The organism is Streptomyces sp. NPDC093591, from assembly GCF_044764885.1.
Taxonomy (GTDB): domain Bacteria; phylum Actinomycetota; class Actinomycetes; order Streptomycetales; family Streptomycetaceae; genus Streptomyces.
The window spans coordinates 260,707-285,339 of record NZ_JBIWIY010000005.1; the positions used below are offsets into that span (position 1 = coordinate 260,707).

Below are 24,633 nucleotides of genomic sequence, written 5' to 3' on the forward strand. Positions count from 1 at the left end.
GTTTCAAGCGCCTGGCGTCAGGCCAGGCCGCCCGGGCCGCCCTCGGCGTGCCTGGCGCACCCCCTGTCAAGTGCACTTCTGGAAGGGGACACTTCCGTGTCCGAATCCCCCACCCCCGCCCAGCCGTCCCACCGTAGAAAGCGCTCCCTGTCCCGCCGCGGCATGATTGCCGCCGGCGGCGCGGTGGCCGCGGGTGCCGCGATCACGCCGATGGTGTTCGCGTCCACCGACTCCGGCGAGACGGACAACTCCGCGTCCGGCACCGGCGATTCCGGTACGACGCCGGAGAAGTTCCCCGCCACCCGGACCGAGGCCGCCACCGGCACCGGCGAGGCCACCACCGCCTTCGCCGCCTCCTACGTCGGTGTGCGCTGGTCCGGCGCGAAGGAAGGCGCGGCCATCCGGCTCGCGGACGGCGCCTGGCAGACCCTCGCGAGCGGCTGCGCGACCGTCGAGAACGGCGGTACGGCCCTGGTCGCCGCCGACAACGCCACGGCGTACTCGGTGCAGGCACCGAGCGACATCGACGGCGTCCACTCGCTGGCGATCGACACCACCGACGGCCCCGACCGCACCGTCAAGGTGCCGAGCGAGCCCACACGCGTGCGTGGCGTGCGCTATCTCTCGCGCCCGGCCTGGGGCGCCGACGAGTCCAAGCGGTTCAAGCCGGACGGCTCGGTCAACTCGCCCGAGACGTACTACCCGCTCCAGATCATCACGGTCCACCACACCGCGACGCCGAACAACGATCCCGACCCGGCCGCGACGGTGCGCGCGATCTACGAGTACCACGCGATCACCAACGACTGGGGCGACATCGGCTACCACTTCCTCATCGACGAAGACGGCAACGTCTACGAGGGCCGCTACTCCGGCGACGACGGCATCCCCGCCTTCAACCAGGACGGCGACCTCGTCACCGGCTTCCACTCCGTGGGCTACAACTCCGGCGCCCTCGGCATCGCCCTGATCGGCACCCTCCAGGAGCAGGGCCCCACCGAGGCGGCCAAGGCCTCCCTGATCCGGCTGATCAAGGTGATCTCCCGTTTCAAGGGCCTGGACCCGCAGGCGCAGGTGACCTACGTCAATCCGGTCAACGGCACGAAGAAGGACACGAACGTGGTCGGCGGCCACCGCGACTACTTCTCCACCGAGTGCCCCGGCAACATCATGTACGGCCTCCTCGCCGAGGTCCGCGAGGCGGCCGCCCGCCGCTGACACCGGGCACGGTGACGCGCCCCGGGGATCGGGTCCCCGGGGCGCACGGTCGTCTCGGACTCCCGTGTCTCAGGTGGGTCTCAGAAGGTCAGCTTCCAGCTGTTGATGTATCAGCGACATGTTGGCGACGGCCGGGAACTGCGCGTTCTCGGTCACCCAGTCGATGCCCGCGACCACGCCGTCGGTCGTACCGGAGCCGTCGTCGTCCAGGACGCGCACGGCGACGATGTCCGCGTTCTTGGCGACGCCGTACGTGGATCCGCGACGGTGCCGGCCACGTGTGTGCCGTGGCCGTTGCCGTCCTGCGCGGTGGAGTCGCCGTCGACCGCGTCGTAGCCGTAGGAGGCCCGGCCGCCGAACTCGCTGTGCGTGATGCGCACGCCGGTGTCGATGATGTACGCCGTCACACCGGATCCCGCGCTGTCCGGGTAGGTGTACGACGAGTCCAGCGGCAGGTCCGCCTGGTCGATGCGGTCCAGGCCCCAGGTCGGGCCGGTCTGGGTGGCGTTGATGTGGACCGTCTTGTTCTGCACGACCCGCTCGACGGCCGGGTCGGCGGCGAGCCGCTTGGCCTCGGTCTCGCTCATCTCGGTCGCGTAGCCGTTGAGGGCCTTCTTGTACGTGCGCTCGACCTCGGCCCCGTAGCGCGTGGCGAGCGCCTTGCCCTTGGCGGAGGCGGCCCGGAAGCCGGCGTTGTCCTTGAGGGTGACGATGTAGCTGCCCTTGATGGCGCCGGGTGCGTCGGCGCCCTGGATGACACCTTCGGCGGGGGCCGCGGAGGCGGGAGCGGTGGTCGCGGCGGCCACCGCGAACAGGGCGGCGGCCGAGACGAGCCCGGCGAGGGCGACGCGTCTGCGGCGGGGCGTGGGGGAGTGCTGCACGGACGACATGGGGAGGGGACCCCTTCTCGGGAGACGTGCGCGGACACTGGGCCGTGGGGGGTGGCCTGTCATGTGCGCTTACGGTGACGTTTTTGATGAGGTCACGTCAATCAGGGGGATCCCTACGCGCGAGTAAGCACGGGCGAGGGGGTGGGTACCGACGCGGATCGAGGAGGTGTCGGTGCGCCGGACTACCCTGGAGGGTCGATCGATCCCCCTGGGCAGGAGAGAAATGGCCGTCAATCTGGTCAATGTCGAGAACGTCAGCAAGGTGTACGGCACCCGTGCCCTGCTCGACGGTGTCTCGCTCGGCGTCTCCGAGGGCGATCGCATCGGTGTCGTGGGTCGCAACGGCGACGGCAAGACGACCCTGATCCGGATGCTGGCCAAGCTGGAGGAGGCCGACACCGGCCGGGTCACGCACTCCGGCGGGCTGCGCCTCGGCGTGCTCACCCAGCACGACTCGCTCGACCCCGAAGCGACCGTCCGGCACGAGGTCATCCGGGACATGGCCGACCACGAGTGGGCCGGGAACGCCAAGGTCAGGGACGTACTCACCGGCCTCTTCGGCGGTCTCGACCTGCCCGGCTTCCCGCAGGGCCTCGACACCGTCATCGGCCCCCTCTCGGGCGGCGAGCGGCGGCGGATCGCGCTCGCCAAGCTGCTCATCGAGGAGCAGGACCTGATCGTCCTCGACGAGCCCACCAACCACCTCGACGTCGAGGGCATCGCCTGGCTCGCCCAGCACCTGCGCGAGCGGCGCTCGGGGCTCGTGTGCGTCACCCACGACCGGTGGTTCCTCGACCAGGTCTGCACACGCATGTGGGACGTGCAGCGCGGTTCGGTCTACGAGTACGAGGGCGGCTACTCCGACTACGTCTTCGCCCGCGCCGAGCGCGAGCGCATCGCCGCGACCGAGGAGGTCAAGCGGCAGAACCTGGTCCGCAAGGAGCTGGCCTGGCTGCGGCGCGGCGCCCCCGCGCGCACCTCCAAGCCGCGCTTTCGGGTCGAGGCGGCCAACGAGCTCATCAAGGACGTACCGCCGCCCCGGGACAGCAGCGAACTGATGAAGTTCGCCTCGTCCCGGCTCGGGAAGACCGTCTTCGACCTGGAGGACGTGACCATCCAGGCCGGCCCCAAGGTGCTGCTCAAGCATGTGACGTGGCAGCTCGGTCCCGGCGACCGCATCGGCCTCGTCGGCGTCAACGGCGCGGGCAAGACCTCCCTCCTGCGCGCCATGGCCGAGGCGGCGCGGACGGACGGCGAGACACAGCCGGCCGGCGGGCGGGTGGCCGTCGGAAAGACCGTCAAGCTCGCCTACCTGTCCCAGGAAGTCGCCGAGCTCGACCCCAACGTGCGGGTGCTGGAAGCCGTTCAGCAGGTACGCGAGCGCGTGGACCTCGGCAAGGGGCGCGAGATGACCGCCGGGCAGCTGTGCGAGACGTTCGGCTTCAGCAAGGAGAAGCAGTGGACGCCGGTCGGGGACCTGTCGGGTGGTGAGCGGCGCAGGCTCCAGCTCCTCCGGCTCCTGATGGACGAGCCCAACGTCCTCTTCCTCGACGAGCCCACCAACGACCTCGACATCGAGACCCTCACCCAGCTCGAGGACGTCCTCGACGGCTGGCCCGGCTCGATGATCGTCATCTCCCACGACCGGTTCTTCGTCGAGCGGACCACGGACCGGGTGTTCGCCCTGCTCGGCGACCACACCCTGCGGATGCTGCCGCGCGGCATCGACGAGTACCTGGAGCGGCGCCACCGCATGGAGGCGCAGGTCGCCGCCACGGCTTCCGCCCCGGCCGCCGAGAAGGCCGTGCCGGAGAGGAGCGCCGCCGACCAGCGCGCCGCCAAGAAGGAGTTGCAGAAGATCGAGCGGCAGCTCGACAAGCTCTCCGAGCGGGAGACCAAGCTGCACGCCCAGATCGCCGAGAACGCCACCGACTTCGCCAAGGTCGCCGAACTCGACGCCGAACTACGGGACTTGGCCGGCCAGCGGGATGAACTGGAGATGCGCTGGCTGGAACTCGCCGACGACGCGTAGGCGCTCCGCCGGGTTGGGCGGGTTCGCGGTTTCGCCGTGGGGCGTGAGGTGGCGGTGGCGGGTGCGGCTTCGTTGGGGCTGGTCGCGCCCACGCGGCGGTAGCCGCACATCGACACAGCCCCGCGCCCCTTCGGGGCGCCGCAGAACCGCCTCGCGTGAAGGGGGCGTGTAGGCGGATAACGGGGACATCACGGGGCGGTTCTCCCTTGGGAACAGGGGCTGAGACGGCTCGGTGGGCTGTCGGTGGCGGGTGATAGAAAGAGCCGTCTGAAGACAGTCTGAGAAACGCTGGTGTGGCGGAAACGCGACGGCACAGGACGTGGCACCACACCGGTCACAAGGGGGAACCGCGCATGAGCCAGCCGCCCAACCAGCCGCCGCAGGGCGGTTTCGGCGCACCACAGGACCCACGCCAGGGCGGCTTCGGGGCACCGCAGCCCCCGCAGCAGGATGCTCCGCAGCCTCCGCCTCCGCCGCAGGGTCCGCCTCAGACGCCCCCGCCCCCACAGGGCCCGCCGCCCGGCGCACCCCAGCCCGGCTACGGCTACCCGCAGCAGCCGCCCGGTCAGCCCGCGCAGCCGGACGCCTACGGCCAACCGCCGCAGCAGCCGGGCCCGTACGGCTACCCGCAGCAGCCCGCACCCGGCCCGTACGGCCAGCAGCCCGCCCCGGGTTACGGCTTCCCTCCCCAGCAGCAGTACCCGGGCGGCCCCGGGACCCCGCCGCCCGGCTCGGGCAACTCCTTCAAGGGCAAGCCCGCCCTCATCATCGGTGCCGTGGCCGCGGTGCTGCTCGTCCTCGGCGGCACCGTGTTCGCGGTGACCCGGGGCAGCGACGACGACCCGAAGACGCCCGTCGCCCAGCCGACCGGCGACCCGAAGGGCTCCGGTTCCCCGACCGGTGACTCCGGCAGCGACAGCGGCGGCGGCGCCGACCCGGAGAACCTCAACGCGGGCCGCCAGTCCGGCGAGTCGAAGGTGCTCTGGTACACGCAGGCGCCCGACGCGCCCGCCTCCGGCGCCGACGCCCCCGGCATGTGGATCACCGACAAGGCCGCGGTGAAGGCGGCGTACAAGCAGGTCTTCGCCTACAACCTCGGTGACGGCGAGGCCGCTTGGGACCCGATCACCTTCCCGCAGAAGATCTGCGCGGTCACCCCGCAGAAGTCGGCCGACGACAAGATCGTCGTGGCGTACATGGGCGGCAGCAGCGACGGAGCCAAGTGCAACCAGCTCCAGCAGATCGACCTCGGCACCGGCGCCAAGGGCTGGACGGCCTCGGTCGCCAAGGGCGGACTGTTCGACAGCACCCTCGACGTCGAACTGACCATCACCGGCAAGACGCTGATGGTGGGCCGCTCGCAGTCCGGCACGGCGTACGACATCGACAGCGGCGAAAAGCTGTGGGACAAGACGCGGTTCGGCGACAAGTGCTTCCCGGACGCGTTCGCGGGCGGCGAGAAGCTGTTCGCCGTGGCGAGCTGTGACGCCACCGGCACCAACGAGCACGACGAGGTGCAGCAGCTCGACCCGGCGACCGGCAAGGCCAAGTGGACCCTGCCGCTCGAGAAGGGCTGGAAGGTCTCGCGTTTCTTCTCCCTCGACCCGCTGGTCGTCTACAGCACCAACGAGGACAAGAAGCAGTGGAACATCTCCACGTTCACCTCCGACGGCAAGCGCCGCTCGCAGGTCGGCGTCTCCCTGGAGATCGGCGCCCAGTGCGGCTGGGCCATCCTCCAGCGTGACCTCCAGGGTTGCTCCGGCGTGGCCGCCGACGCCGACACGCTCTACATGCCGACCAAGGCGACGACCGGCGCCAACGAGATCGTCGCGATCAACCTCGCCAACGGCAAGCAGAAGTGGCGCGTCAAGTCCCCGGCGGACGAGTCGATGCTGCCGATCAAGGTCGAGGACGGCAAGCTCATCGCCTACGTCGAGCCGTCGTACGACGCGGGCGGCCAGGTCGTGTCCATCCCGGTCAGCGGCAGCAACCCCAAGCCGACCAAGCTGCTGCAGAACCCGGCGGGCGCCGCGCGCGTCGAGGGCGGCTTCTTCTCGAAGGACCTCGACTGGGCCGACGGGCGCCTGTTCCTCTCCAGCACCCGGCTGAGCGGCAACGACCAGGCGAAGGAGAAGCTGATGCTCGTCTACGGCAAGTGAGGCGTGCGCCCGCTCTCCCCTTCCCCACCGCCCCCACCGCGTCCGCCGTCCCCCTCCCCTGAGGTACCCACGCCATGACCCAGCCGCCTCCACCGCCCCACCAACCCCCGCCGGGGGGAGGGTTCGGCGCGCCGCAGCCGCCGCAGCAGCCTCCGCAACCGCCCGGGCAGGCACCTCAGACGCCGTCGGCGCCGCAGCAGCCGCCCCAGCCCGCGTACGGCTATCCCCAGGCACCCCAGCCGCCCCAGCAAGCCCCGCAGACCCCTCCGGCCGGGTACGGCCACCCGGGCCAGCAGCCCGCCCCGTACGGTCAGCCGCAGAACCCGTACGGCCAGCCGCCGAACCCGTACGACGGCCAGCAGCAGAACCAGTACGGGCAACCGCAGCAGCCCGGCTACGGCTATCAGCAGGCGGCCACGCCGCAGTACCCGCAGGCCGCCGTGCCCGGCGGTGGCTCGAAGCTCAACGCCCAGGTGGCCGTCATCGTGGCGGCGGCCGTCGTGGTGATCGCGCTGATCATCGGCGGTGGTGTCTGGTACGCCAACTCCGGTGACAAGGGCGGCACCGACGACACCGGCAGCTCCAGCGGCGGCACCGGCGGCGGGGAGAACGGCGCGGGCGGCGGCGACTTCCCCGACGGCACCGAGAAGGTGCCCTCCGACCCCAACTCCGACGTCCTCTTCCGGGTCCCGCCGCCGGATGTCGGCGACAAGACCAGCATCACCGTGTCCGGCTCGTGGCTGACCGACAAGGCGTACGTCAAGAGTGGCGTCGCCCAGATCGTCGGCTACGACCCCGACAAGGGCACCAAGCTGTGGACGATCCCGCTGCCGGGACCGGTCTGCCTGGCGACCGAGCACGTCACCGAGGACAATCTGACGGCCATCGCCTTCGAGCCCGCGATGCCGACCAAGGCGAAGCCCTCGCACGGCTGCACCCAGGTCGCGGCGATCGACCTCGAAGCCGGCAAGAAGCTGTGGACGAAGACCGCCGAGGTCGACGGCGACTCGATCCTGTTCGACAACGTCACCGTCAGCGGCGGCACGGTCGCCGCCGGCGGCATCAGGGGCGGCGCCGCGTTCGACCTGCGGACCGGCAAGCCGCTGTGGGTCCCCAAGGCCAATGACGGCTGCTACGACCTCGGGTACGCGGGCGGCGCGAAACTGGTCGCGGTCCGCAAGTGCGGCTCCTACACCCAGCCCCAGCTGCACATCCAGACCATCGACCCGAAGTCCGGGAAGGTGATCTCCGAATACGAGATGCCCGAGGGCGTCGAGTACGCCAGCGTGATCTCCACCGAGCCGCTCGTGGTGGGCGCCGAACTCGGCGAGTCCCAGGACTCCATCGGCATCACGGACGCCTTCGCCATCGACAACAAGACCGGCAAGCTGCGCAACCGCATCTCCCTGCCCGGCGGTCAGTACGCGGCCCGCTGCCCCGGCGTCACCAAGATCGAGTCCTGTACCGGCGTCGTGGTGGGCAACGACCGGCTCTATGCGCAGACCGAGGAGCACGCCGGCGGCGGCGAGCGCGGCCGGACCAACGAGATCGTCGCGTTCGACCTGGCCACCGGCAAGCAGACCGGGCAGCGAGCGGACGCGGGCGACGGGTACAACATCACGCCGTTGCGCATGGACGGCGGCAACGTGATCGCGTACAAGCGTCCGCCGTACGACAAGGGCGGGCAGATCGTCAGCATCGACGGCGGCAGCTTCAAGGAGACGAAGCTGCTGGAGAACCCGGCCGCGCAGACGGTGCGCGATGCGGAGACCCGGATGTCTCCGGATTACTCCGAGATCATCTACGCGCAGGGGCATCTGTACATGTCGGCGATGTACGCGAGTGAGTTGACGACTTCGGACACGAGCAAGTCGCATGTGATCGCGTTCGGTACGACCGGCTGACGAAAGCGACCGGTCGGCGGACGATCGGTGTCGGGCGTGATGACGGCCCCGTCCCTGTTCAGGGGCGGGGCCGTGCGCGTACCGCTCATCACCCTCGAATGCGGGGAAAGCCAGAAATTCCGTCGATCCGGGGCACTTCTCACCGGTAGGGGGAGCGCGATGTCGAACAAGCGTGTAGCTTCCGGGGGCATGAAGGGCGGGGGAGCCGGGAGGGGGCTTCTGTCCGCGCGGACCAGTGGGCATCCATAGTGAGTCATCCGGACTGGCGCAGCCGGTCCTGGGCTGGGCGTTGATGGGGATCCATTGGGGGGACTGGGGGGTTGCTCGATGGGAGTGCGGCTCATGGTGGTCGACGACCACCGATTGCTCGCCGAGGCGTTGGCCTCGGCACTGAAACTGCGGGGGCACCGGGTGCTGGCCGCGGCGGCTCCGGCCGCGGGGGCGGCGGAGCTGGTGATCACGCGGGCGCCGGAGGTGTGCCTGCTCGGTACGGCGACGCCGGCGGAGCCCGGCATGTTCGACCCGGTGGTGAGGATCAAGCGGGAGCGTCCGCAGGTGGCGGTGCTGGTGCTGGGGCCGGTGCCGAGTCCGCGCGGGATAGCGGCGGCGTTCGCGGCGGGCGCGTCGGGTTACGTACGGCATGACGAGCGCATCGAGGGCGTCGAGCGGGCGATCATGAAGGCGCGGGCGGGGGAGGCGGCGGTGGCGCCGCAGCTTCTGCAGGGCGCGTTCAGCGAGTTGCTCAATCCGGTGGCTCAACCGGACGACGAGGGGCAGCGGTTGCTGCAGATGCTCACTCCGCGGGAGGTCGAGGTCCTGGTGCGTGTCGCCGACGGCGAGGACACGCGGCTGATCGCGGCGGGTATGGGTATCGCGCCTTCCACGGCTCGCACCCATGTGCAGCGGGTTCTGATGAAGCTCGGCGTGGGGTCGCGTCTGGAGGCGGCGGCGTTGGCGGCCCGGACGGGGTTGCTGGACCGGGCGGGGCAGGGTGGGGCGGGGGCTGGGCCCTGACCGGGTGCCTGCGGCGGCCTGTTGGTGTTCGGTGGGGGTGCGCGTAGCGCCTTGGGGCGCGTTGTGGGTCGGGGCCGCGCCGGGGGGTGTCCGTCCTCGGTCCGGTGCTGGACCTTGCGCTGGAGGTGCCGTTCGTTGACACCGGCCTCTGCGGGCGGACACCCCCCGACGCGTCCCCTTCCCGCCGTGGGCGACTGCGGCTCCGCGGGGGTGCACCGCCTCAAACGCCGGCCCACCCCCGCGGTGGCTTGGCCTCTCGACGCCGGCCCAGGCATCTCAGCCCGTCCGGCGTATGAGGACGGGCTTGCGCCGTCCCTAGCCCCCACCCACCCGCAGGGGCTGTCACTCCCCACGGTCACTCTCAACGCCGGCCCAGGCATCCCAGCCCGTCCGGCGTTCGAGAACGAGGCCACAGGGCTTCACCCCTAGGCATACCAGCCCGTCCGGCGTTTGAGGACGAGGCCCGTTCAGGGCCGAAGCGGGGGTTCAGGGGGCGGCAGCCCCCTGGCGGGGTGGAAGGGGCGGAGCCCCTGGGGATGGGACGGGTAGGGGCGGCGGGGGCGAGGAACGCGAGGCCCGCCCCCGCCGGGCGTCACTGCGTGGAGTCGTCCTCCACCACCACGTCCGGCGGCGGAGCAATCGGCCTCAGCTTCAGCCACGCCAGGAAGAACAGGCCGAGAAGCAGCATGCCCAGCCCGGTCCAGAGGTTGATGTTGACGCCCTCGGCCTTGTCGATCGCGGCGTCGTCGTCGGTGAGCCCCGCGATCGTGACGATGACGCCGTAGATCACGAAGAGCCCGCCGATGATGCGCCGGATGTCGAAGAGGCGGGCCGCTGTCGCGGACTTCCCCTCCAGTTCGGTGACTTCGCGCAGGACGTCCTTCTCGGAGTACGCCCCGCGTCCGGGACGCTCGGGGTGCTCGGGGTGCTCGCTCATGGTCTGTCGACCTCCGATCGTCAGAAGGAGAACGGGATGTAGCAGACGGCGGCCAGCACCACCGCACCCCACCCCAGCAGCGCCGGCTTGCGGTACCAGGCCTCGTCACCCGGCGCCGCCGGCTCGGCCATGCCGGGAGACCGGGTGCCGTACACCAGCCCCTGGAGTTCCTCGGCCGGCTTGGGCGCGGTGAAGAGGGAGACGGCGACCATGACGACCGCGCCGGCCACGAAGCCCGCGATCGCGGAGACGAAGTTGGCGCCCTGGTCGGAGGGGATGGAGATGACGTCCTGCTTGTAGAAGACGAAGTAGTTGATCATCGCCGCCGTCGTGCCGGCCAGCAGGCCCCAGAAGCCCGACTTCATCGACGCCCGCTTCCAGAACATCCCGACGATGAAGACCACGAACATCGGGACGTTGAAGAAGGAGAAGAGCGTCTGGAGGTAGCTCATGATGTTGGAGAAGGACGAGGCCAGGAACGCCGTGCCGATCGACGCCAGGACGCCGATCGCCGTGATCAGGCGGCCGAAGCGGACGTAGTAGGCGTCCTCGCGGTCCGTCACCACGTACTTCGCCCAGATGTCCGTGGTGAACACGGTGTTGAAGGACGACACGTTCGCCGCCATGCCCGCCATGAAGGCAGCGAGCAGGCCCGTCACCGCGATGCCCAGGACGCCGTTGGGGAGGAGTTGTTCCATCAGGTACGGGATCGCGTCGTTGTACTGCAGGTCCGATCCGGCGGTGCCGATCTTCGGTACCAGTACGGCCGCCGCCAGGCCCGGGATCATCACCAGGAACACGATGAAGATCTTCGGGAAGGCCGCGATCAGCGGGGTGCGCTGGGCAGCCGAGAGGTTCTTCGCGGAGAGGGCTCGCTGGACCTCGGCGAAGTTCGTCGTCCAGTAGCCGAAGGAGAGCACGAAGCCGAGGCCCAGCACGATCGTCAGCCAGTTCGCGCCCAGCGGGTTCGCCTCACCGATGCCCGTCCCGCCCCACGCCGTGACGAAGTCGTCGCCGTGGGTCCGGGTCAGCGAGTCCGTCAGGCCGTCCCAGCCGCCCACCTTCTTCAGCGCCAGCACGGTGATCGGGATCAGCGCGGCCAGGATCACGAAGAACTGCAGGACCTCGTTGTAGATCGCCGACGACAGGCCGCCGAGGGTGATGTACGCGAGGACGAAGAACCCGGCGACGACGATGGCCACCCACTGCGGCCAGCCCAGCAGGGCCTCGACCACGATCGCCAGGGCGTACAGGTTCACGCCGGCGATCAGGATCGCCGCGAACGCGAACAGGACCGAACTGAGCAGGTGCGCCCACTTGTCGAAGCGGAGGAGGAGGAACTCCGGGACCGAGCGGACCTTGCTGCCGTAGTAGAAGGGCATCATCACCAGGCCCAGGAAGACCATGGCCGGGATGGCGCCGATCCAGTACCAGTGCACGGTGTAGGCGCCGTACTGCGCGCTGTTGGCGGCCATGCCGAGGATCTCGGTGGCGGCCAGGTTGGCGGAGATGAAGGCGAGTCCGGTGACCCAGGCGGGCAGTGAGCGGCCCGAGAGGAAGAAGTCGAGGCTGGTCTTCACCGAGCGGCGGGCGGCGAAGCCGATGCCCAGCACGACGACGAAGTAGATGCCGAGGATCAGGTAGTCGAGCCAGTTCGTGGGGAGCCGTAGCTCAGCGGCGAGGTAGGTGGGGGATTCTGTGGGGGTTTGCATATGTACTCGCTTCGTTGTGCGAACCGATGCAGAGCGGAACCTACGCCCCTGTGTTCAGTAATTGAACACGTATGGTGATGCTCTTTGTTTGATTGTGATGTTGACGCTGGTGGTGAGTTGTGTTTCGATGTGTTTAGTTCTGTTGAGTGGTTGAGTGGCCCTAATAGGGAGTCCGGCGTGAAGAAGACCTCGACCCAGCTGGCCGACGGTCGTGAGCTCATCTACTACGACCTGCGCGACGACACCGTGCGGGACGCGGTCGACCGCCGTCCCCTGGACCGCACTGTCACGACGTCCGAGGTCCGTCACGACGTGCTGCTCGGTGACGCGGTCGCGATCGCCTCGCACCGGCAGGGGCGGACGTATCACCCCCCGGCCGACGAGTGCCCGCTGTGCCCCTCGGAGGGCGACCGGCTGAGCGAGATCCCGGACTCCTCGTACGACGCCGTCGTGTTCGAGAACCGATTCCCCTCGCTCGCCGGCGACTCCGGACGCTGCGAGGTCGTCTGCTTCACCTCCGACCACAACGCGTCCTTCGCCGACCTGACCGAGGAGCAGGCGCGGCTCGTGCTCGACGCGTGGACCGACCGGACCTCCGAGCTGTCATCGCTGCCCTCCGTGGAGCAGGTGTTCTGCTTCGAGAACCGCGGCGCCGAGATCGGGGTGACCCTGGGGCATCCGCACGGGCAGATCTACGCCTACCCCTTCACCACCCCGCGCACCGCCCTGATGCTGCGCTCCCTCGCCGCCCACAAGGACGCCACCGGCGGGGAGAACCTCTTCGACGCCGTCCTGGAGCGTGAACTCGCCGACGAGCGGGTCGTCCTGGAGAGTGAACACTGGGTGGCCTTCGTGCCCTACGCCGCGCACTGGCCGTACGAGGTCCACCTGTACCCCAAGCGCCGGGTGCCCGATCTGCTCGCCCTGGACGAGGACGCGCGCACAGAGTTCCCCAAGGTGTATCTGGAACTCTTGAGGCGCTTCGACCGGATCTTCGGTGAGAGTGAGCCTCCCACGCCGTACATCGCCGCCTGGCATCAGGCGCCGTTCGGTCAGCTGGAGGACTTCGAGGGCGTCGTCCGTGAGGACTTCGCGCTTCACCTCGAGCTTTTCACCATCCGCCGCACTTCCGGCAAGCTGAAGTTCCTCGCGGGTTCCGAGTCCGGCATGAACGTGTTCATCAACGACATCCGGCCGGAGGCCGCGGCCGAGCGACTGCGAGAGGTAGCGAGTTCATGAGTGGGAAGTACCTGGTCACCGGTGGCGCCGGCTACGTGGGCAGCGTGGTCGCCCAGCATCTGCTGGAGGCGGGTGACGAGGTCGTCGTCCTGGACAACCTCTCGACCGGCTTCCGCGAGGGCGTGCCGGCCGGGGCGTCGTTCGTCGAGGGCGACATCCGCGACGCCGCCAAGTGGCTGGACTCCTCCTTCGACGCGGTGCTGCACTTCGCCGCGTTCTCGCAGGTCGGCGAGTCGGTGGTGAAGCCGGAGAAGTACTGGGACAACAACGTCGCCGGCACCATGGCACTGCTCGGCGCCATGCGCGAGGCGGGCGTGCGCAAGCTCGTGTTCTCGTCGACCGCGGCCACCTACGGTGAGCCGAAGGAGGTGCCGATCGTCGAGTCGGCGCCGACCCGGCCGACCAACCCGTACGGCGCCTCCAAGCTCGCCGTCGACCACATGATCACCGGCGAGGCGGCGGCCCACGGCCTCGGTGCCGTGTCCCTGCGCTACTTCAACGTCGCCGGCGCCTACGGCGACTGCGGCGAGCGCCACGACCCCGAGTCCCACCTCATCCCGCTCGTCCTCCAGGTCGCCCAGGGCAGGCGCGACGCGATCAACGTCTTCGGCGACGACTACCCGACGCCGGACGGCACCTGCATCCGCGACTACATCCACGTCGCCGACCTGGCCGAGGCCCACCTGCTGGCGGTCAAGGCCGCCCAGCCGGGCGAGCACCTCATCTGCAACCTCGGCAACGGCAACGGCTTCTCCGTCCGGGAGGTCATCGAGACCGTCCGCCAGGTCACCGGGCACCCGATCCCCGAGGTCGTGGCCCCGCGCCGGGGCGGCGACCCGGCGGTCCTGGTCGCCTCCGCCGACACCGCCCGCGAGCGGCTCGGCTGGAACCCGTCCCGCGCGGACCTCGCGGGGATCGTGGCGGACGCGTGGGAGTTCGCGCAGCGCCGCGAGAGTTAAGTTTCATGGCCGGGACGGACGGCCGTAAATTCTACGGTCGGCATGAACGGCCGTAAGTACCACGGCTGTTCGGCCGGTCAACTCACCGGCCGCTTCGGCCGGTTCAGCAGGGAAGGTCAGGGTCAGGGATGAGCGTCGAGACGGCAGCCGCGGTCGCCGAGCGGTTCAGGGAGCTGTACGGGGCCGAGCCGGAAGGGGTGTGGGCCGCGCCGGGCCGGGTCAACCTGATCGGCGAGCACACCGACTACAACGACGGCTTCGTCATGCCGTTCGCGCTCCCCCACACCGCGGTCGCGGCGGTCTCACGGCGTGACGACGGCGTCCTGCGCCTGCACTCGGCGGACGTCGAGGGCGACGTCGTCGAACTGCGCGTCGACGACCTGGCGCCCGAGTCGGACAAGGCCTGGACGGCCTACCCCTCGGGTGTGGTCTGGGCGCTGCGCGAGGCCGGCCACGCCGTGACCGGCGCCGACATCCACCTGGCCTCGACGGTCCCGGCGGGCGCGGGCCTGTCGTCGTCGGCGGCCCTGGAGGTCGTGGTCGCGCTCGCCCTCAACGACCTCTACGACCTCGGCCAGAAGGGCTGGCAGCTGGCCCGCCTGTGCCAGCGCGCGGAGAACGTCTACGTCGGCGCCCCGGTCGGGATCATGGACCAGACGGCGTCCGCGTGCTGCGAGACGGGCCACGCCCTGTTCCTCGACACCCGGGACCTCTCCCAGAAGCAGATCCCCTTCGACCTGGCCGCCGAGGGCATGCGCCTGCTGGTCGTCGACACCCAGGTCAAGCACTCCCACAGCGAGGGCGAGTACGGCAAGCGGCGCGCGGGCTGCGAGAAGGGCGCGGCGCTGCTGGGCGTGGACGCGCTCAGGGATGTCGCCTACGACGACCTGGACGCGGCGCTCGCACGGCTCGGCGACGACGAGGAGGTGCGCCGCCTGGTGCGCCATGTCATCACCGAGGACCAGCGCGTCGAGCGGGTCGTCTTCCTGCTGGAGTCCGGCGAGACGCGGGCGATCGGCCCGGTCCTGACCGAGGGCCATGCCTCCCTGCGGGACGACTTCCAGGTCTCCTGCCCCGAGCTGGACCTGGTCGTCGAGGCGGCCAACGCGGCCGGCGCGCTGGGCGCCCGCATGACCGGCGGCGGCTTCGGCGGCTCCGCGATCGTGCTGGCCGATGCGGCCGACGTCGAGACCGTCACCAAGGCCGTCGAAGAGGCCTTCGCCTCGGCCGGGTTCACGGCACCGCGAGTGTTCGAGGCGGTGCCGGCCGCGGGGGCGCGGCGGGTGAGCTGAACCCGCAAGTTGCGGCGGTACGGGGCTGAGGGCGGTGCCTTCAGCCCCGTACGCCTTTCCAGAGCCAGCCCTCTACAGATAGCCCCAAGCCCGGCACATCGGCCGCAGCACATCGTCGATCTCGTCCTGCGTCGGCGCGGGACGGTCCGGCTGCACCCGCCCCGACCGGATCTTGTCGTTCCAGTCACCGAAGCCTCCGCCCAGCACGGCGCCCTCCAGGCTGCTGCCGTAGTCGAGCATGCCGGGCTCGTACTCCAGCTCCAGGAAGGCGCAGATGTCGCGGAGCCGGGCGGCGGGGTCGGCGGTGAGGTCCTCGTAGCGCAGGACGTGCCCGCCGAGCTCGGCGTACGCGTCCTCCATGGCCTCCATGTACTGCAAAACCCGCGCGGCCGCCTCCGCACGGGTGCGGTCGGGGACCGCCTCGTGCCACGACCGTGCCACCGCGGCCGGATGCCGGCGCAGGTACAGGAACCGGGCGTCGGGCCAGGTCTCGGCGATGCGCCGCCAGGCGAAGGCGTTGCCCGGGGTCTTCTCCACGATGAACGACTTGCCGGACTTCACCAGTTCCCGGTGCAGCGTGCGGTCCCAGAGCAGTCCTTCGAGCTCCTCGTACCCGAGCCCGAGCGCCCGCAGGGACTTCTCGGTGGGGCTGTGGGACTTGAAGTACACCTCCAGGCCGGTCAGATGCAGCTCGTGCGCGGCGTGCAGCCGGGAGTGCGCGCCCAGCATCATGCGCAGCAGCGTCGACCCGGACCGCACCGACGTCAGGATGAGAACCGGCCGCTCCAGCAGCCGGTCCACGGCCGGATCCACCGGCCCCCGCACGGCCCCGGCGCCGCCTCCGATGGCGGGCCGCTCCGGACGCGGACCGCGCGGTGCGGGTACGGCGTTGAGGTTGCCCGGCGCCGGGGGCGCAGCCGGCACCCGGCGTACCTGGTATCCGGTCCTCGCGCCGATCTTCGAGTTCAGCTTCCGCAGCATGCTCATGGCGCGGAGGTTAGGGGGCGTGCCTGAGAGGAGGCTGAGCCCCGGCCTCTCGGATGCCGCCGCGGCTCACCCCAGCCGTTTGGTGAGCGTGTACTCCGTGATCCCCGGCGGATAGTCCGGGATCACGCACACCACGTCGTACCCCTGCTTCTGGTAGAACTCCGGCGCCTGGAAGTCCCACGTCTCCACGCGTACGGCGGTGCAGCCCCGTTCGGAGCGGGCCATGCGCTCCGCGCGTGCGAGCAGATGCGAACCGAGACCCGTCCCGCGGTGGCGTTCGTCGACCCAGAGGTAGGTGACATGGAGCCAGGTGGTCCAGGTGTGGCCGACGAGCCCGCCGGCCAGGGCGCCATGGTCGTCCAATGCCCAGACGTGGAGCGGAAGTTCGCGTTCACCTGGGGTTCCGCGCAGGGCGCGCAGGATCGGGGAGAGGGCGGTGTTGGTCTCCCGCAGCCGCCGGCGGAGCAGATGCTGCCGTGATTTGTCGACTTCTGTCTCCAGACGAAACATGCGGCTCACCATAAACGCGCCGGACTGCCAGTTCTGCAAATTACCTTCCGCTCCTGCCCCCCGCCCGTACTCTGATGAACGGCACCGGTGGGGGCCGGTGCTGATCAGGGGGCGAGACAAGTCGGGTTCGACGCCCGAAGTGGGGGTAGCAGTTTCTGCACGGCGGCGGCCGTGCGGCCCCTCATGCTTCGGGCGTCGTACCCGCGACCGTGTTCGTCTCCCGGTGTCGTCCTCATGACGATGGGGTATCCCCTGCTCTTCGAGAGCTTGGGGAAGGGGGTTTCGTGGTTCGCATCCGAGTGCTGGTCGTCGACGACCACCGCATCTTCGCCGAGTCGCTCGCCGCCGCTCTGGCCGCCGAGCCCGACGTCGACGTCTCCGCCGCCGGCAGCGGCCCGGCCGCGCTGCGCAGCCTGGAGCGCGCGGCCGCCGAGGGGCGCCGGTTCGATGTCCTGCTCGTCGACGCCGACCTGGGTGGCAACGTGGCGGGGATACGGCCCGCCGTGCCCGTCCAGGAGGTGGGCGAGGACGGGCTCGTCGACGGCATCTCGCTCGTCGCCGGTGTCCGCACCGCCCAGCCGGCCGTACGGATCGTCGTCCTCGCCGAGAAGGACGATCCGCGCCGGGCCGCGCTCGCCCTGCAGGCCGGGGCTTCCGGATGGGTGGCCAAGGACTGCTCGCTGTCCCGGCTGCTCACCGTCATCCGCGGTGTCCTGCGCGACGAGACGCATCTGCCACCCGCCCTGCTCACGGGCGTACTGCGGGAGTTGACGGCCGCGCGCAAGCACCGCACCGAGAGCGAACGGCTGGTGGAGTCCCTCACCCCGCGCGAGCGGGAGGTGCTCCGGTGCATGGTGGCGGGACTGGGGCGCAAGGCCGTCGCCGAGCGCCTGTATCTCTCCCCGCACACCGTCCGCACCCATATGCAGAACGTCCTCGGCAAACTGGGCGTCCACTCCACCCTCGCCGCGGTGGCGCTCGCGCGCAGGGCGGGTGTGGGGCCGGTCGACCTGTCCGGGGATGTGGTCGAACGGGGCGGTCAGCTGGCGTAGTGGGTGGGTGAGGGCGGCCTGGTCGGTGCGGTCGTGGTGCTCGTCCGCGAGGCGGCGCGCTGCCGCGCGGTTGGCGGGGCCGGCGAGGTGCCGGTCGGCGTGGTCGCGTGCCGTACCCCTATCGGGGGCCGTCGGCCGCACCGGGCCGGGTTCTCGGCCTGGCCGGGGATGTCGTCGGGGCGGTCAGATGACGGTGTTTCACCCACTCCGTCGCCGTCGCCGTAGCGCGGCCGCGCCGAGAGCCAGGCCCCCGTCCTAGCCGGGAATGTTGTCGAACGGGGCCGTCAACTGCCGTAGCAGACCGGCCAGTTCACCCCGCTGGGCGTGCGACAGCTCCGCGAGGATCGCGCGCTCCTGGTCCAGCAGGCCGGCGAGTGCCTGGTCGGCGCGGTCGCGGCCCTCGTCGGTGAGGCGGACGAGTACGCCGCGCCGGTCGCTGGGGTCGGGGAGGCGCTCCACGAGGCCCTTCTTGGCCAGGCGGTCGATGCGGTTCGTCATCGTGCCCGAGGTGACCAGGGTCTGCGTCAGGAGCTGGCCCGGGGAGAGCTGGTACGGCGTCCCCGCGCGCCTGAGCGCGGTCAGTACGTCGAACTCCCAGGGCTCCAGGCTGTGCTCGGAGAAGGCCAGCCGCCGTGCGCGGTCCAGATGCCGGGCCAGTCTGCTCACCCGGCTGAGCACCTCGAGCGGTTCCACGTCGAGGTCCGGGCGCTCCCGGCGCCACGCTGCGACCAGCCGATCGACCTCGTCCTCCATGGAGATCAGTGTAGTGGTTGTGTCGACGTGAAGTCTCTTGACGTCAAGATATCTGCCGGGGCAGGCTGGAGAGCGACGCGACAGACAGGAGGCCCCCACCATGTCCGCTGCCACCGCCCCCACCTGGGACCCCGCCCAGTACCTGCGCCACGCCGGTCACCGCGCCCGCCCCTTCGCCGACCTCCTCGCCCGCGTCCCCGACCTCCCCGGCGAGCACCCCCGCATCGCCGACCTCGGCTGCGGGCCCGGCAACGTCACCGCCCTGCTCGCCCGGCGCTGGCCCACGGCCCGGATCACCGGCTACGACAACTCCGCCGAGATGCTCGACCAGGCCCACGTCGAGCACGAAGGGCCGACCCCGGGCGGCGGCCGCCTCGACTTCGCCCACGCCGACGTACGGACGTGGACGCCCAGGGAGCCGTACGACTTGATCATCAGCAATGCCACGCTGCAGTGGGTGCCCGGGCACGTGGAGCGGTTCGCGGACTGGGTACGGGGCCTTCGGCCCGGCGGCACCTTCGCCTTCCAGGTCCCCGGCAACTTCGACGCCCCCAGCCACGGCCTGATGCGCGACCTCGCGCACCGCCACGGCCTCACCGACACCCTGCGCCACGAGGACGCCGTGCTCACCCCGCGCGACTACCTGGCCACGCTGGCCGACCTGGACTGCACGGCCGACGTCTGGGAGACGACGTACATCCACCTGCTGACCGGCGACGACCCCGTCCTGGACTGGGTGAAGGGAACAGGCCTGCGCCCCGTCCTCACGGCCCTCGCCGACACCCCCGAGCAGCGGGAAGCCTTCCTGCGCGACTACCGGGCGGCCCTGCGCGAGGCCTATCCGCCCGGCGCCCACGGCACCCCCTTCCCGTTCCGCCGCATCTTCGCCGTGGCCCGCAAGGAAGCGTGATGATCACCGCCGTAGACCATGTCCCAGGCCGCTGTTTGACCGGCACCGCGGAGGGTCACCCGCTGGGTGGACCACGACGTCAAGCCTTGCGAGGAGTGAGGGACGTGGCGAAGGAAGAGAAGGTCAGGGGTAAGAAAGAACAGCTGAAGGGCAAGGCCAAGGAAACAATGGGCCGCACGGTCGGCAACGAGGGGCTGACCGCCGAAGGAAAGACCGAGAAGAGGAAGGGCAACGCGCGCCAGGCGAAGGAGAAGGGGAAGGACACCTTCAAGGGCTAGCTCAAGGACCAGCTCAAGGGTTAACTCTTGCGGTGCCCTATCAGCCGCGGCTTCGGCTCCAGCCCGTCCAGCCCGTGCCAGGCCAGGTTCACCAGATGGGCCGCCACCTCCGCCTTCTTCGGGCGGCGGACGTCCAGCCACCACTGGCCGGTCAGGGCGACCATCCCGACCAGCGCCTGCGCGTACAGCGGGGCCAGCTTGGGGTCGAAGCCGCGGCTCTTGAACTCGCGGCCCAGGATGTCCTCCACCTGGGTGGCGATGTCCGAGATGAGGGACGCGAAGGTACCCGTCGACTGGGGGATGGGCGAGTCACGGACCAGGATGCGGAAGCCGTCCGTGTACTCCTCGATGTAGTCCAGCAGGGCGAAGGCCGCCTGCTCGCACAGTTCCCGGGGATGGCCGGCCGTCAGGGAGCTGGTCACCATGTCCAGCAGGCGCCGCATCTCCCGGTCCACCACGACCGCGTACAGGCCCTCTTTGCCGCCGAAGTGCTCGTACACCACCGGCTTGGACACCCCGGCCTTCGCCGCGATCTCCTCCACCGACGTGCCCTCGAAGCCCTTCGCGGCGAACAGGGTGCGACCGATCTCCAGCAGCTGCTGGCGACGCTCCGCCCCGGTCATCCGGGTGCGGCGCGTCCGCCGCTGCTTGTCATTGCCAGGGGTACTGCTGGAGTCGGTCGCCACGGCGTCAATCATGCCGCCTTCGCGGGTTCCTTCCCGCGCCGGGAGCCGCCTTCCTCGGTGTTCCGGCGCGAATCGATACGCGAGCGTGACGGCCAGCGCACGTCGTAGGCCCAGCCGAGCATCTCGAACCAGCGGATGATCCGCGCCGAGGAGTCGATCTGGCCGCGCATCACACCGTGCCGCGCGGAGGTCGGGTCGGCGTGGTGCAGGTTGTGCCAGGACTCGCCGCACGACAGGACCGCCAGCCACCACACGTTGCCCGAACGGTCACGCGACTTGAACGGCCGCTTGCCCACCGCGTGGCAGATCGAGTTGATCGACCAGGTGACGTGGTGCAGCAGGGCCACCCGGACCAGCGAGCCCCAGAAGAAGCCCGTGAACGCGCCCCACCAGGACATCGTCACCAGACCGCCGATCAGGGCGGGCAGCGCCAGCGACAGGATCGTCCAGTAGACGAACTGACGGGAGATCGCGCGGATCGCCGGGTCCTTCACCAGATCCGGCGCGTACTTGTCCTGCGGCGTCTGCTCCTCGTCGAACATCCATCCGATGTGCGCCCACCACAGGCCCTTCATCAGGGCCGGAAGGGTCTCGCCGAACCGCCACGGGGAGTGCGGGTCACCCTCGGCGTCCGAGAACTTGTGGTGCTTGCGGTGGTCGGCCACCCAGCGCACGATCGGGCCCTCGACCGCCATCGATCCGGCGACAGCCAGCGCGATCCGCAGCGGCCGCTTCGCCTTGAACGAACCGTGGGTGAAGTAGCGGTGGAAGCCGATCGTGATGCCGTGGCAGCCCAGGAAGTAGAAGAAGACCATCAGGCCGAGGTCGAGCCAGCTCACACCCCAGCCCCAGGCCAGCGGAACCGCCGCGACCAGCGCGAGGAACGGGACGGTGATGAAGAGGAGGAGCGCGATCTGCTCGATCGAGCGCTTCTTCTCCCCGCCCAGCGTGGCGGAGGAAGTCGTGGTGTCGTCGTTCGCCTGCGGGGCGTCTTCGATCACATCGGAGCTCGTGGTCATGGGCGTCCCCTGTGGGGTTTCGAGGGTTGAGACAGGTGCCGTGGTTCTCGGGAACTGTTCCCAGGTTCCGTTAAAACGGTTCCTACGGTTCCGTAACCTACGGTGTCGTAAGTATGGCAGTGCGGCGCCCGGCGGCAAGAGCCCGAGAGTCTGCGCGTCCGCATGGACACCTATCCTTGGAGTCGGTCGGACAGCGCGGTCCGCTCTGATTTCTTCCCGGATGCCAGGAGCCGTATGCGGCCCCCGCCGCGCGGTCCCCGGCCCCGGGTTCCCCTCCCGGACGAGCTTCAACACTGCAAGGAGCCGCACCTGTGAGCAGTGCCGACGACCAGACTGTGTCCCAGGCGACCACCAGCACCGAGCTGCGAGCCGACATCCGCCGACTGGGTGACCTGCTCGGCGAGACCCTCGTCCGTCAGGAGGGTCCCGAGCTGCTGGAACTCGTCGAGAAGGTCCGCCGCCTCACCCGCGAGGACGGCGAAGCCGCAGCCGAACTGCTGCGCGGCACGGAGCTGGACACCGCGGCCAAGCTGGTCCGCGCCTTCTCCACCTACTTCCACCTGGCCAACGTCACCGAGCAGGTACACCGAGGCCGCGAGCTGCGCGCCCGACGCGCCGCCGAGGGCGGCCTCCTCGCCCGAACGGCCGACCGCCTCAAGGACGCCGACGCCGAACACCTGCGCCAGACGATCAAGCACCTCAACGTGCGCCCCGTCTTCACCGCGCACCCCACCGAGGCCGCCCGCCGCTCCGTCCTCAACAAGCTCCGGCGCATCGCCGCCCTCCTGGAGGCCCCCGTCCTCGACGGAGACCGACGCCGACATGACACCCGACTGGCCGAGAACATCGACCTCGTATGGCAGACGGACGAGCTCCGCGTCGTACGCCCCGAGCCCGCCGACGAGGCCCGCAACGCCATCTACTACCTCGACGAACTCCACGCCGGCGCCGTCGGCGACGTCCTGGAGGACCTCACCGCCGAACTGGAGCGCGTCGGCCACAAGCTCCCCGACGACACCCGCCCCCTCACCTTCGGCACCTGGATCGGCGGCGACCGCGACGGCAACCCCAACGTCACCCCCCAGGTCACCTGGGACGTCCTCATCCTCCAGCACGAACACGGCATCAACGACGCCCTGGAGATGATCGACGAGCTGCGCGGCTTCCTGTCCAACTCCATCCGCTACACCGGCGCCACCGAGGAACTCCTGGACTCCCTCCAGGCCGACCTCGAAGCCCTCCCCGAGATCAGCCCCCGCTACAAGCGCCTCAACGCCGAGGAGCCCTACCGGCTCAAGGCCACCTGCATCCGGCAGAAGCTGGAGAACACCAAGACGCGCCTGGCCAGGAACATCCCGCACGAGCCCGGCCGCGACTACCTCGGCACCAGCGAGCTCCTGCACGACCTCAAGCTGATCCAGACCTCCCTGCGCGAACACCGAGGCGGCCTGTTCGCCGACGGCCGCATGGACCGCACCATCCGCACCCTGTCCGCGTTCGGCCTCCAGCTCGCCACCATGGACGTCCGCGAACACGCCGACGCCCACCACCACGCCCTCGGCCAGCTCTTCGACCGCCTCGGCGAGGAGTCCTGGCGCTACGCCGACATGCCCCGCGACTACCGCTCCAAGCTCCTCGCCAAGGAACTGCGCTCCCGTCGCCCCCTCGCGCCCACCCCGGCGCCCGTGGACGCGGCCGGCGAGAAGACCCTCGGTGTCTTCCAGACCGTCAAGAAGGCCCTGGAGGTCTTCGGACCCGAGGTCATCGAGTCGTACATCATCTCCATGTGCCAGGGCGCCGACGACGTCTTCGCCGCCGCCGTCCTCGCCCGCGAAGCCGGCCTCATCGACCTGCACGCCGGCTGGGCCAAGATCGGCATCGTCCCGCTCCTGGAGACCACCGACGAACTCAAGGCCGCCGACACCATCCTGGAGGACATGCTCTCCGACCCGTCGTACCGCAGGCTCGTGGCCCTGCGCGGCGACGTCCAGGAGGTCATGCTCGGCTACTCCGACTCCTCCAAGTTCGGCGGCATCACCACCAGCCAGTGGGAGATCCACCGCGCCCAGCGCCGCCTGCGCGACGTGGCGCACCGCTACGGCGTCCGCCTCCGCCTCTTCCACGGCCGCGGCGGCACCGTCGGCCGCGGCGGCGGCCCCTCCCACGACGCCATCCTCGCCCAGCCCTGGGGCACCCTCGAAGGCGAGATCAAGGTCACCGAACAGGGCGAGGTCATCTCCGACAAGTACCTCGTGCCCTCCCTGGCCCGCGAGAACCTGGAGCTGACCGTCGCGGCGACGCTGCAGGCCTCCGCCCTGCACACCGCCCCGCGCCAGTCGGTCGAGGCGCTCGCCCGCTGGGACGCCGCCATGGACGTCGTCTCCGACGCCGCCCACGCCGCCTACCGCAAGCTCGTCGAGGACCCCGACCTGCCGACGTACTTCCTCGCCTCCACGCCGGTCGACCAGCTCGCCGACCTGCACCTGGGCTCGCGGCCCTCCCGCCGCCCCGGCTCGGGCGTCTCGCTCGACGGACTGCGCGCCATCCCGTGGGTCTTCGGCTGGACCCAGTCCCGGCAGATCGTCCCCGGCTGGTTCGGCGTGGGATCAGGGCTGAAGGCGCTGCGCGAGGCCGGCCTCGACACCGTGCTCGACGAGATGCACGAACAGTGGCACTTCTTCCGCAACTTCATCTCCAACGTCGAGATGACGCTCGCCAAGACCGACCTGCGGATCGCCGCCCACTACGTCGACACGCTGGTGCCGGACGAGCTGAAGCACGTCTTCGACACCATCCGCGCCGAACACGATCTGACCGTCGCCGAGGTCCTCAAGGTCACCGGCGAGCAGGAACTCCTCGACGCCGCTCCGGTGCTCAAGCAGACCTTCGCCATCCGCGACGCCTACCTCGACCCCATCTCCTACCTCCAGGTCACCCTCCTCAAGCGCCAGCGCGACGCCGCGGCCGCCGGCGCCGAACCCGACCCGCTGCTCGCCCGCGCCCTGCTCCTCACCGTCAACGGCGTGGCAGCCGGCCTGCGCAACACCGGCTGACCGCCCCGCACACGACGGTGCCCCCGTGC

General features: G+C 70.2%; 19 protein-coding genes and 1 pseudogene. 12 read left to right on the forward strand and 8 right to left on the reverse strand.

Annotated elements, in window-relative coordinates; all coding sequences use genetic code 11:
- Window positions 1–96: 96 nt before the first annotated feature.
- Window positions 97–1,218, forward strand: a complete 1,122-nt coding sequence (locus ACIREI_RS13465; RefSeq protein WP_403331569.1) for a peptidoglycan recognition family protein — start codon at window positions 97–99, stop codon at window positions 1,216–1,218.
- 111 nt (window positions 1,219–1,329) lie between these two features.
- On the opposite strand, the pseudogene ACIREI_RS13470 reads toward ACIREI_RS13465, so the two are convergent.
- Window positions 1,330–2,108, reverse strand: a pseudogene (locus tag ACIREI_RS13470) (S8 family serine peptidase); the annotation flags it as partial.
- 223 nt (window positions 2,109–2,331) lie between these two features.
- On the opposite strand from ACIREI_RS13470, the gene ACIREI_RS13475 reads away from it, so the two are divergent.
- The 4 genes from ACIREI_RS13475 to ACIREI_RS13490 all read left to right on the forward strand — a co-directional run bounded on the left by ACIREI_RS13475 (window position 2,332) and on the right by ACIREI_RS13490 (window position 9,217).
- Window positions 2,332–4,140, forward strand: a complete 1,809-nt coding sequence (locus ACIREI_RS13475; protein WP_403331572.1) for an ABC-F family ATP-binding cassette domain-containing protein — start codon at window positions 2,332–2,334, stop codon at window positions 4,138–4,140.
- A gap of 353 nt (window positions 4,141–4,493) precedes the next feature.
- Window positions 4,494–6,299 (forward strand): PQQ-binding-like beta-propeller repeat protein, encoded by a 1,806-nt coding sequence (locus tag ACIREI_RS13480; RefSeq protein ID WP_403331575.1) that lies wholly within the window; start codon window positions 4,494–4,496, stop codon window positions 6,297–6,299.
- A gap of 74 nt (window positions 6,300–6,373) precedes the next feature.
- Window positions 6,374–8,203, forward strand: coding sequence for a PQQ-binding-like beta-propeller repeat protein (locus ACIREI_RS13485; protein ID WP_403331578.1), 1,830 nt, complete (start codon window positions 6,374–6,376; stop codon window positions 8,201–8,203).
- 327 nt (window positions 8,204–8,530) lie between these two features.
- A complete protein-coding gene (locus ACIREI_RS13490) occupies window positions 8,531–9,217 on the forward strand; it encodes a LuxR C-terminal-related transcriptional regulator (protein ID WP_403331581.1) in 687 nt (228 codons plus the stop codon).
- Between the two features lie 592 nt (window positions 9,218–9,809).
- On the opposite strand, the gene ACIREI_RS13495 is transcribed toward ACIREI_RS13490, so the two are convergent.
- Together ACIREI_RS13495 and ACIREI_RS13500 are read right to left on the reverse strand one after the other, a co-directional pair.
- Window positions 9,810–10,154, reverse strand: a complete 345-nt coding sequence (locus ACIREI_RS13495) for a hypothetical protein (RefSeq protein ID WP_403331584.1) — start codon at window positions 10,152–10,154, stop codon at window positions 9,810–9,812.
- 20 nt (window positions 10,155–10,174) lie between these two features.
- On the reverse strand, window positions 10,175–11,866 hold the full coding sequence (locus ACIREI_RS13500; RefSeq protein ID WP_403331587.1) for a sodium:solute symporter family protein: 1,692 nt from the start codon (window positions 11,864–11,866) through the stop codon (window positions 10,175–10,177).
- 177 nt (window positions 11,867–12,043) lie between these two features.
- On the opposite strand from ACIREI_RS13500, the gene galT reads away from it, so the two are divergent.
- From galT to galK, 3 genes are all read left to right on the forward strand, one after another.
- The gene (gene galT, locus ACIREI_RS13505) at window positions 12,044–13,105 is read left to right on the forward strand and encodes a galactose-1-phosphate uridylyltransferase (protein ID WP_403331590.1); all 1,062 of its coding nucleotides are present in this window, start codon (window positions 12,044–12,046) and stop codon (window positions 13,103–13,105) included.
- Window positions 13,102–14,064 carry a UDP-glucose 4-epimerase GalE gene (gene galE / locus ACIREI_RS13510; RefSeq protein ID WP_403331593.1) on the forward strand — a complete coding sequence of 321 codons (963 nt, stop codon included), beginning with the start codon at window positions 13,102–13,104 and terminating at the stop codon, window positions 14,062–14,064. The genes galT and galE overlap by 4 nt, the downstream gene beginning before the upstream one ends.
- A 128-nt stretch (window positions 14,065–14,192) precedes the next feature.
- Window positions 14,193–15,356: a galactokinase gene (gene galK, locus ACIREI_RS13515; RefSeq protein WP_403331596.1), complete on the forward strand. Its 1,164-nt coding sequence runs from the start codon at window positions 14,193–14,195 to the stop codon at window positions 15,354–15,356.
- Window positions 15,357–15,428: 72 nt separating this feature from the next.
- Here the strand turns inward: galK and ACIREI_RS13520 are convergent, their stop codons facing one another.
- Window positions 15,429–16,343, reverse strand: coding sequence for a sulfotransferase family protein (locus ACIREI_RS13520; RefSeq protein ID WP_403331599.1), 915 nt, complete (start codon window positions 16,341–16,343; stop codon window positions 15,429–15,431).
- A 66-nt stretch (window positions 16,344–16,409) separates the two neighbouring features.
- Window positions 16,410–16,865: a GNAT family N-acetyltransferase gene (locus ACIREI_RS13525; RefSeq protein ID WP_403331602.1), complete on the reverse strand. Its 456-nt coding sequence runs from the start codon at window positions 16,863–16,865 to the stop codon at window positions 16,410–16,412.
- A 272-nt stretch (window positions 16,866–17,137) separates the two neighbouring features.
- Here ACIREI_RS13525 and ACIREI_RS13530 point away from each other — a divergent pair, with 272 nt between their 5' ends.
- Entirely contained in the window at window positions 17,138–17,905 is a 768-nt protein-coding gene (locus tag ACIREI_RS13530) for a response regulator transcription factor (protein WP_302000062.1), read from the forward strand.
- A 255-nt stretch (window positions 17,906–18,160) separates the two neighbouring features.
- Here ACIREI_RS13530 and tamR read toward each other — a convergent pair whose 3' ends face one another.
- On the reverse strand, window positions 18,161–18,658 hold the full coding sequence (gene tamR, locus ACIREI_RS13535) for a MarR family transcriptional regulator TamR (protein WP_403331605.1): 498 nt from the start codon (window positions 18,656–18,658) through the stop codon (window positions 18,161–18,163).
- A gap of 100 nt (window positions 18,659–18,758) precedes the next feature.
- Here tamR and ACIREI_RS13540 point away from each other — a divergent pair, with 100 nt between their 5' ends.
- Both ACIREI_RS13540 and ACIREI_RS13545 read left to right on the forward strand, forming a co-directional pair.
- Window positions 18,759–19,568 (forward strand): trans-aconitate 2-methyltransferase, encoded by an 810-nt coding sequence (locus ACIREI_RS13540; RefSeq protein WP_403331608.1) that lies wholly within the window; start codon window positions 18,759–18,761, stop codon window positions 19,566–19,568.
- Window positions 19,569–19,672: 104 nt separating this feature from the next.
- Window positions 19,673–19,846 (forward strand): CsbD family protein, encoded by a 174-nt coding sequence (locus tag ACIREI_RS13545; protein ID WP_403331611.1) that lies wholly within the window; start codon window positions 19,673–19,675, stop codon window positions 19,844–19,846.
- A 20-nt stretch (window positions 19,847–19,866) separates the two neighbouring features.
- Here the strand turns inward: ACIREI_RS13545 and ACIREI_RS13550 are convergent, their stop codons facing one another.
- Window positions 19,867–20,544: a TetR/AcrR family transcriptional regulator gene (locus tag ACIREI_RS13550; protein ID WP_403331614.1), complete on the reverse strand. Its 678-nt coding sequence runs from the start codon at window positions 20,542–20,544 to the stop codon at window positions 19,867–19,869.
- Window positions 20,541–21,551, reverse strand: coding sequence for an acyl-CoA desaturase (locus ACIREI_RS13555; RefSeq protein WP_403331617.1), 1,011 nt, complete (start codon window positions 21,549–21,551; stop codon window positions 20,541–20,543). The genes ACIREI_RS13550 and ACIREI_RS13555 overlap by 4 nt, the downstream gene beginning before the upstream one ends.
- Window positions 21,552–21,862: 311 nt before the next feature.
- On the opposite strand from ACIREI_RS13555, the gene ppc reads away from it, so the two are divergent.
- Window positions 21,863–24,604, forward strand: a complete 2,742-nt coding sequence (gene ppc, locus ACIREI_RS13560) for a phosphoenolpyruvate carboxylase (RefSeq protein WP_403331619.1) — start codon at window positions 21,863–21,865, stop codon at window positions 24,602–24,604.
- The last annotated feature ends 29 nt before the right edge of the window (window positions 24,605–24,633 follow it).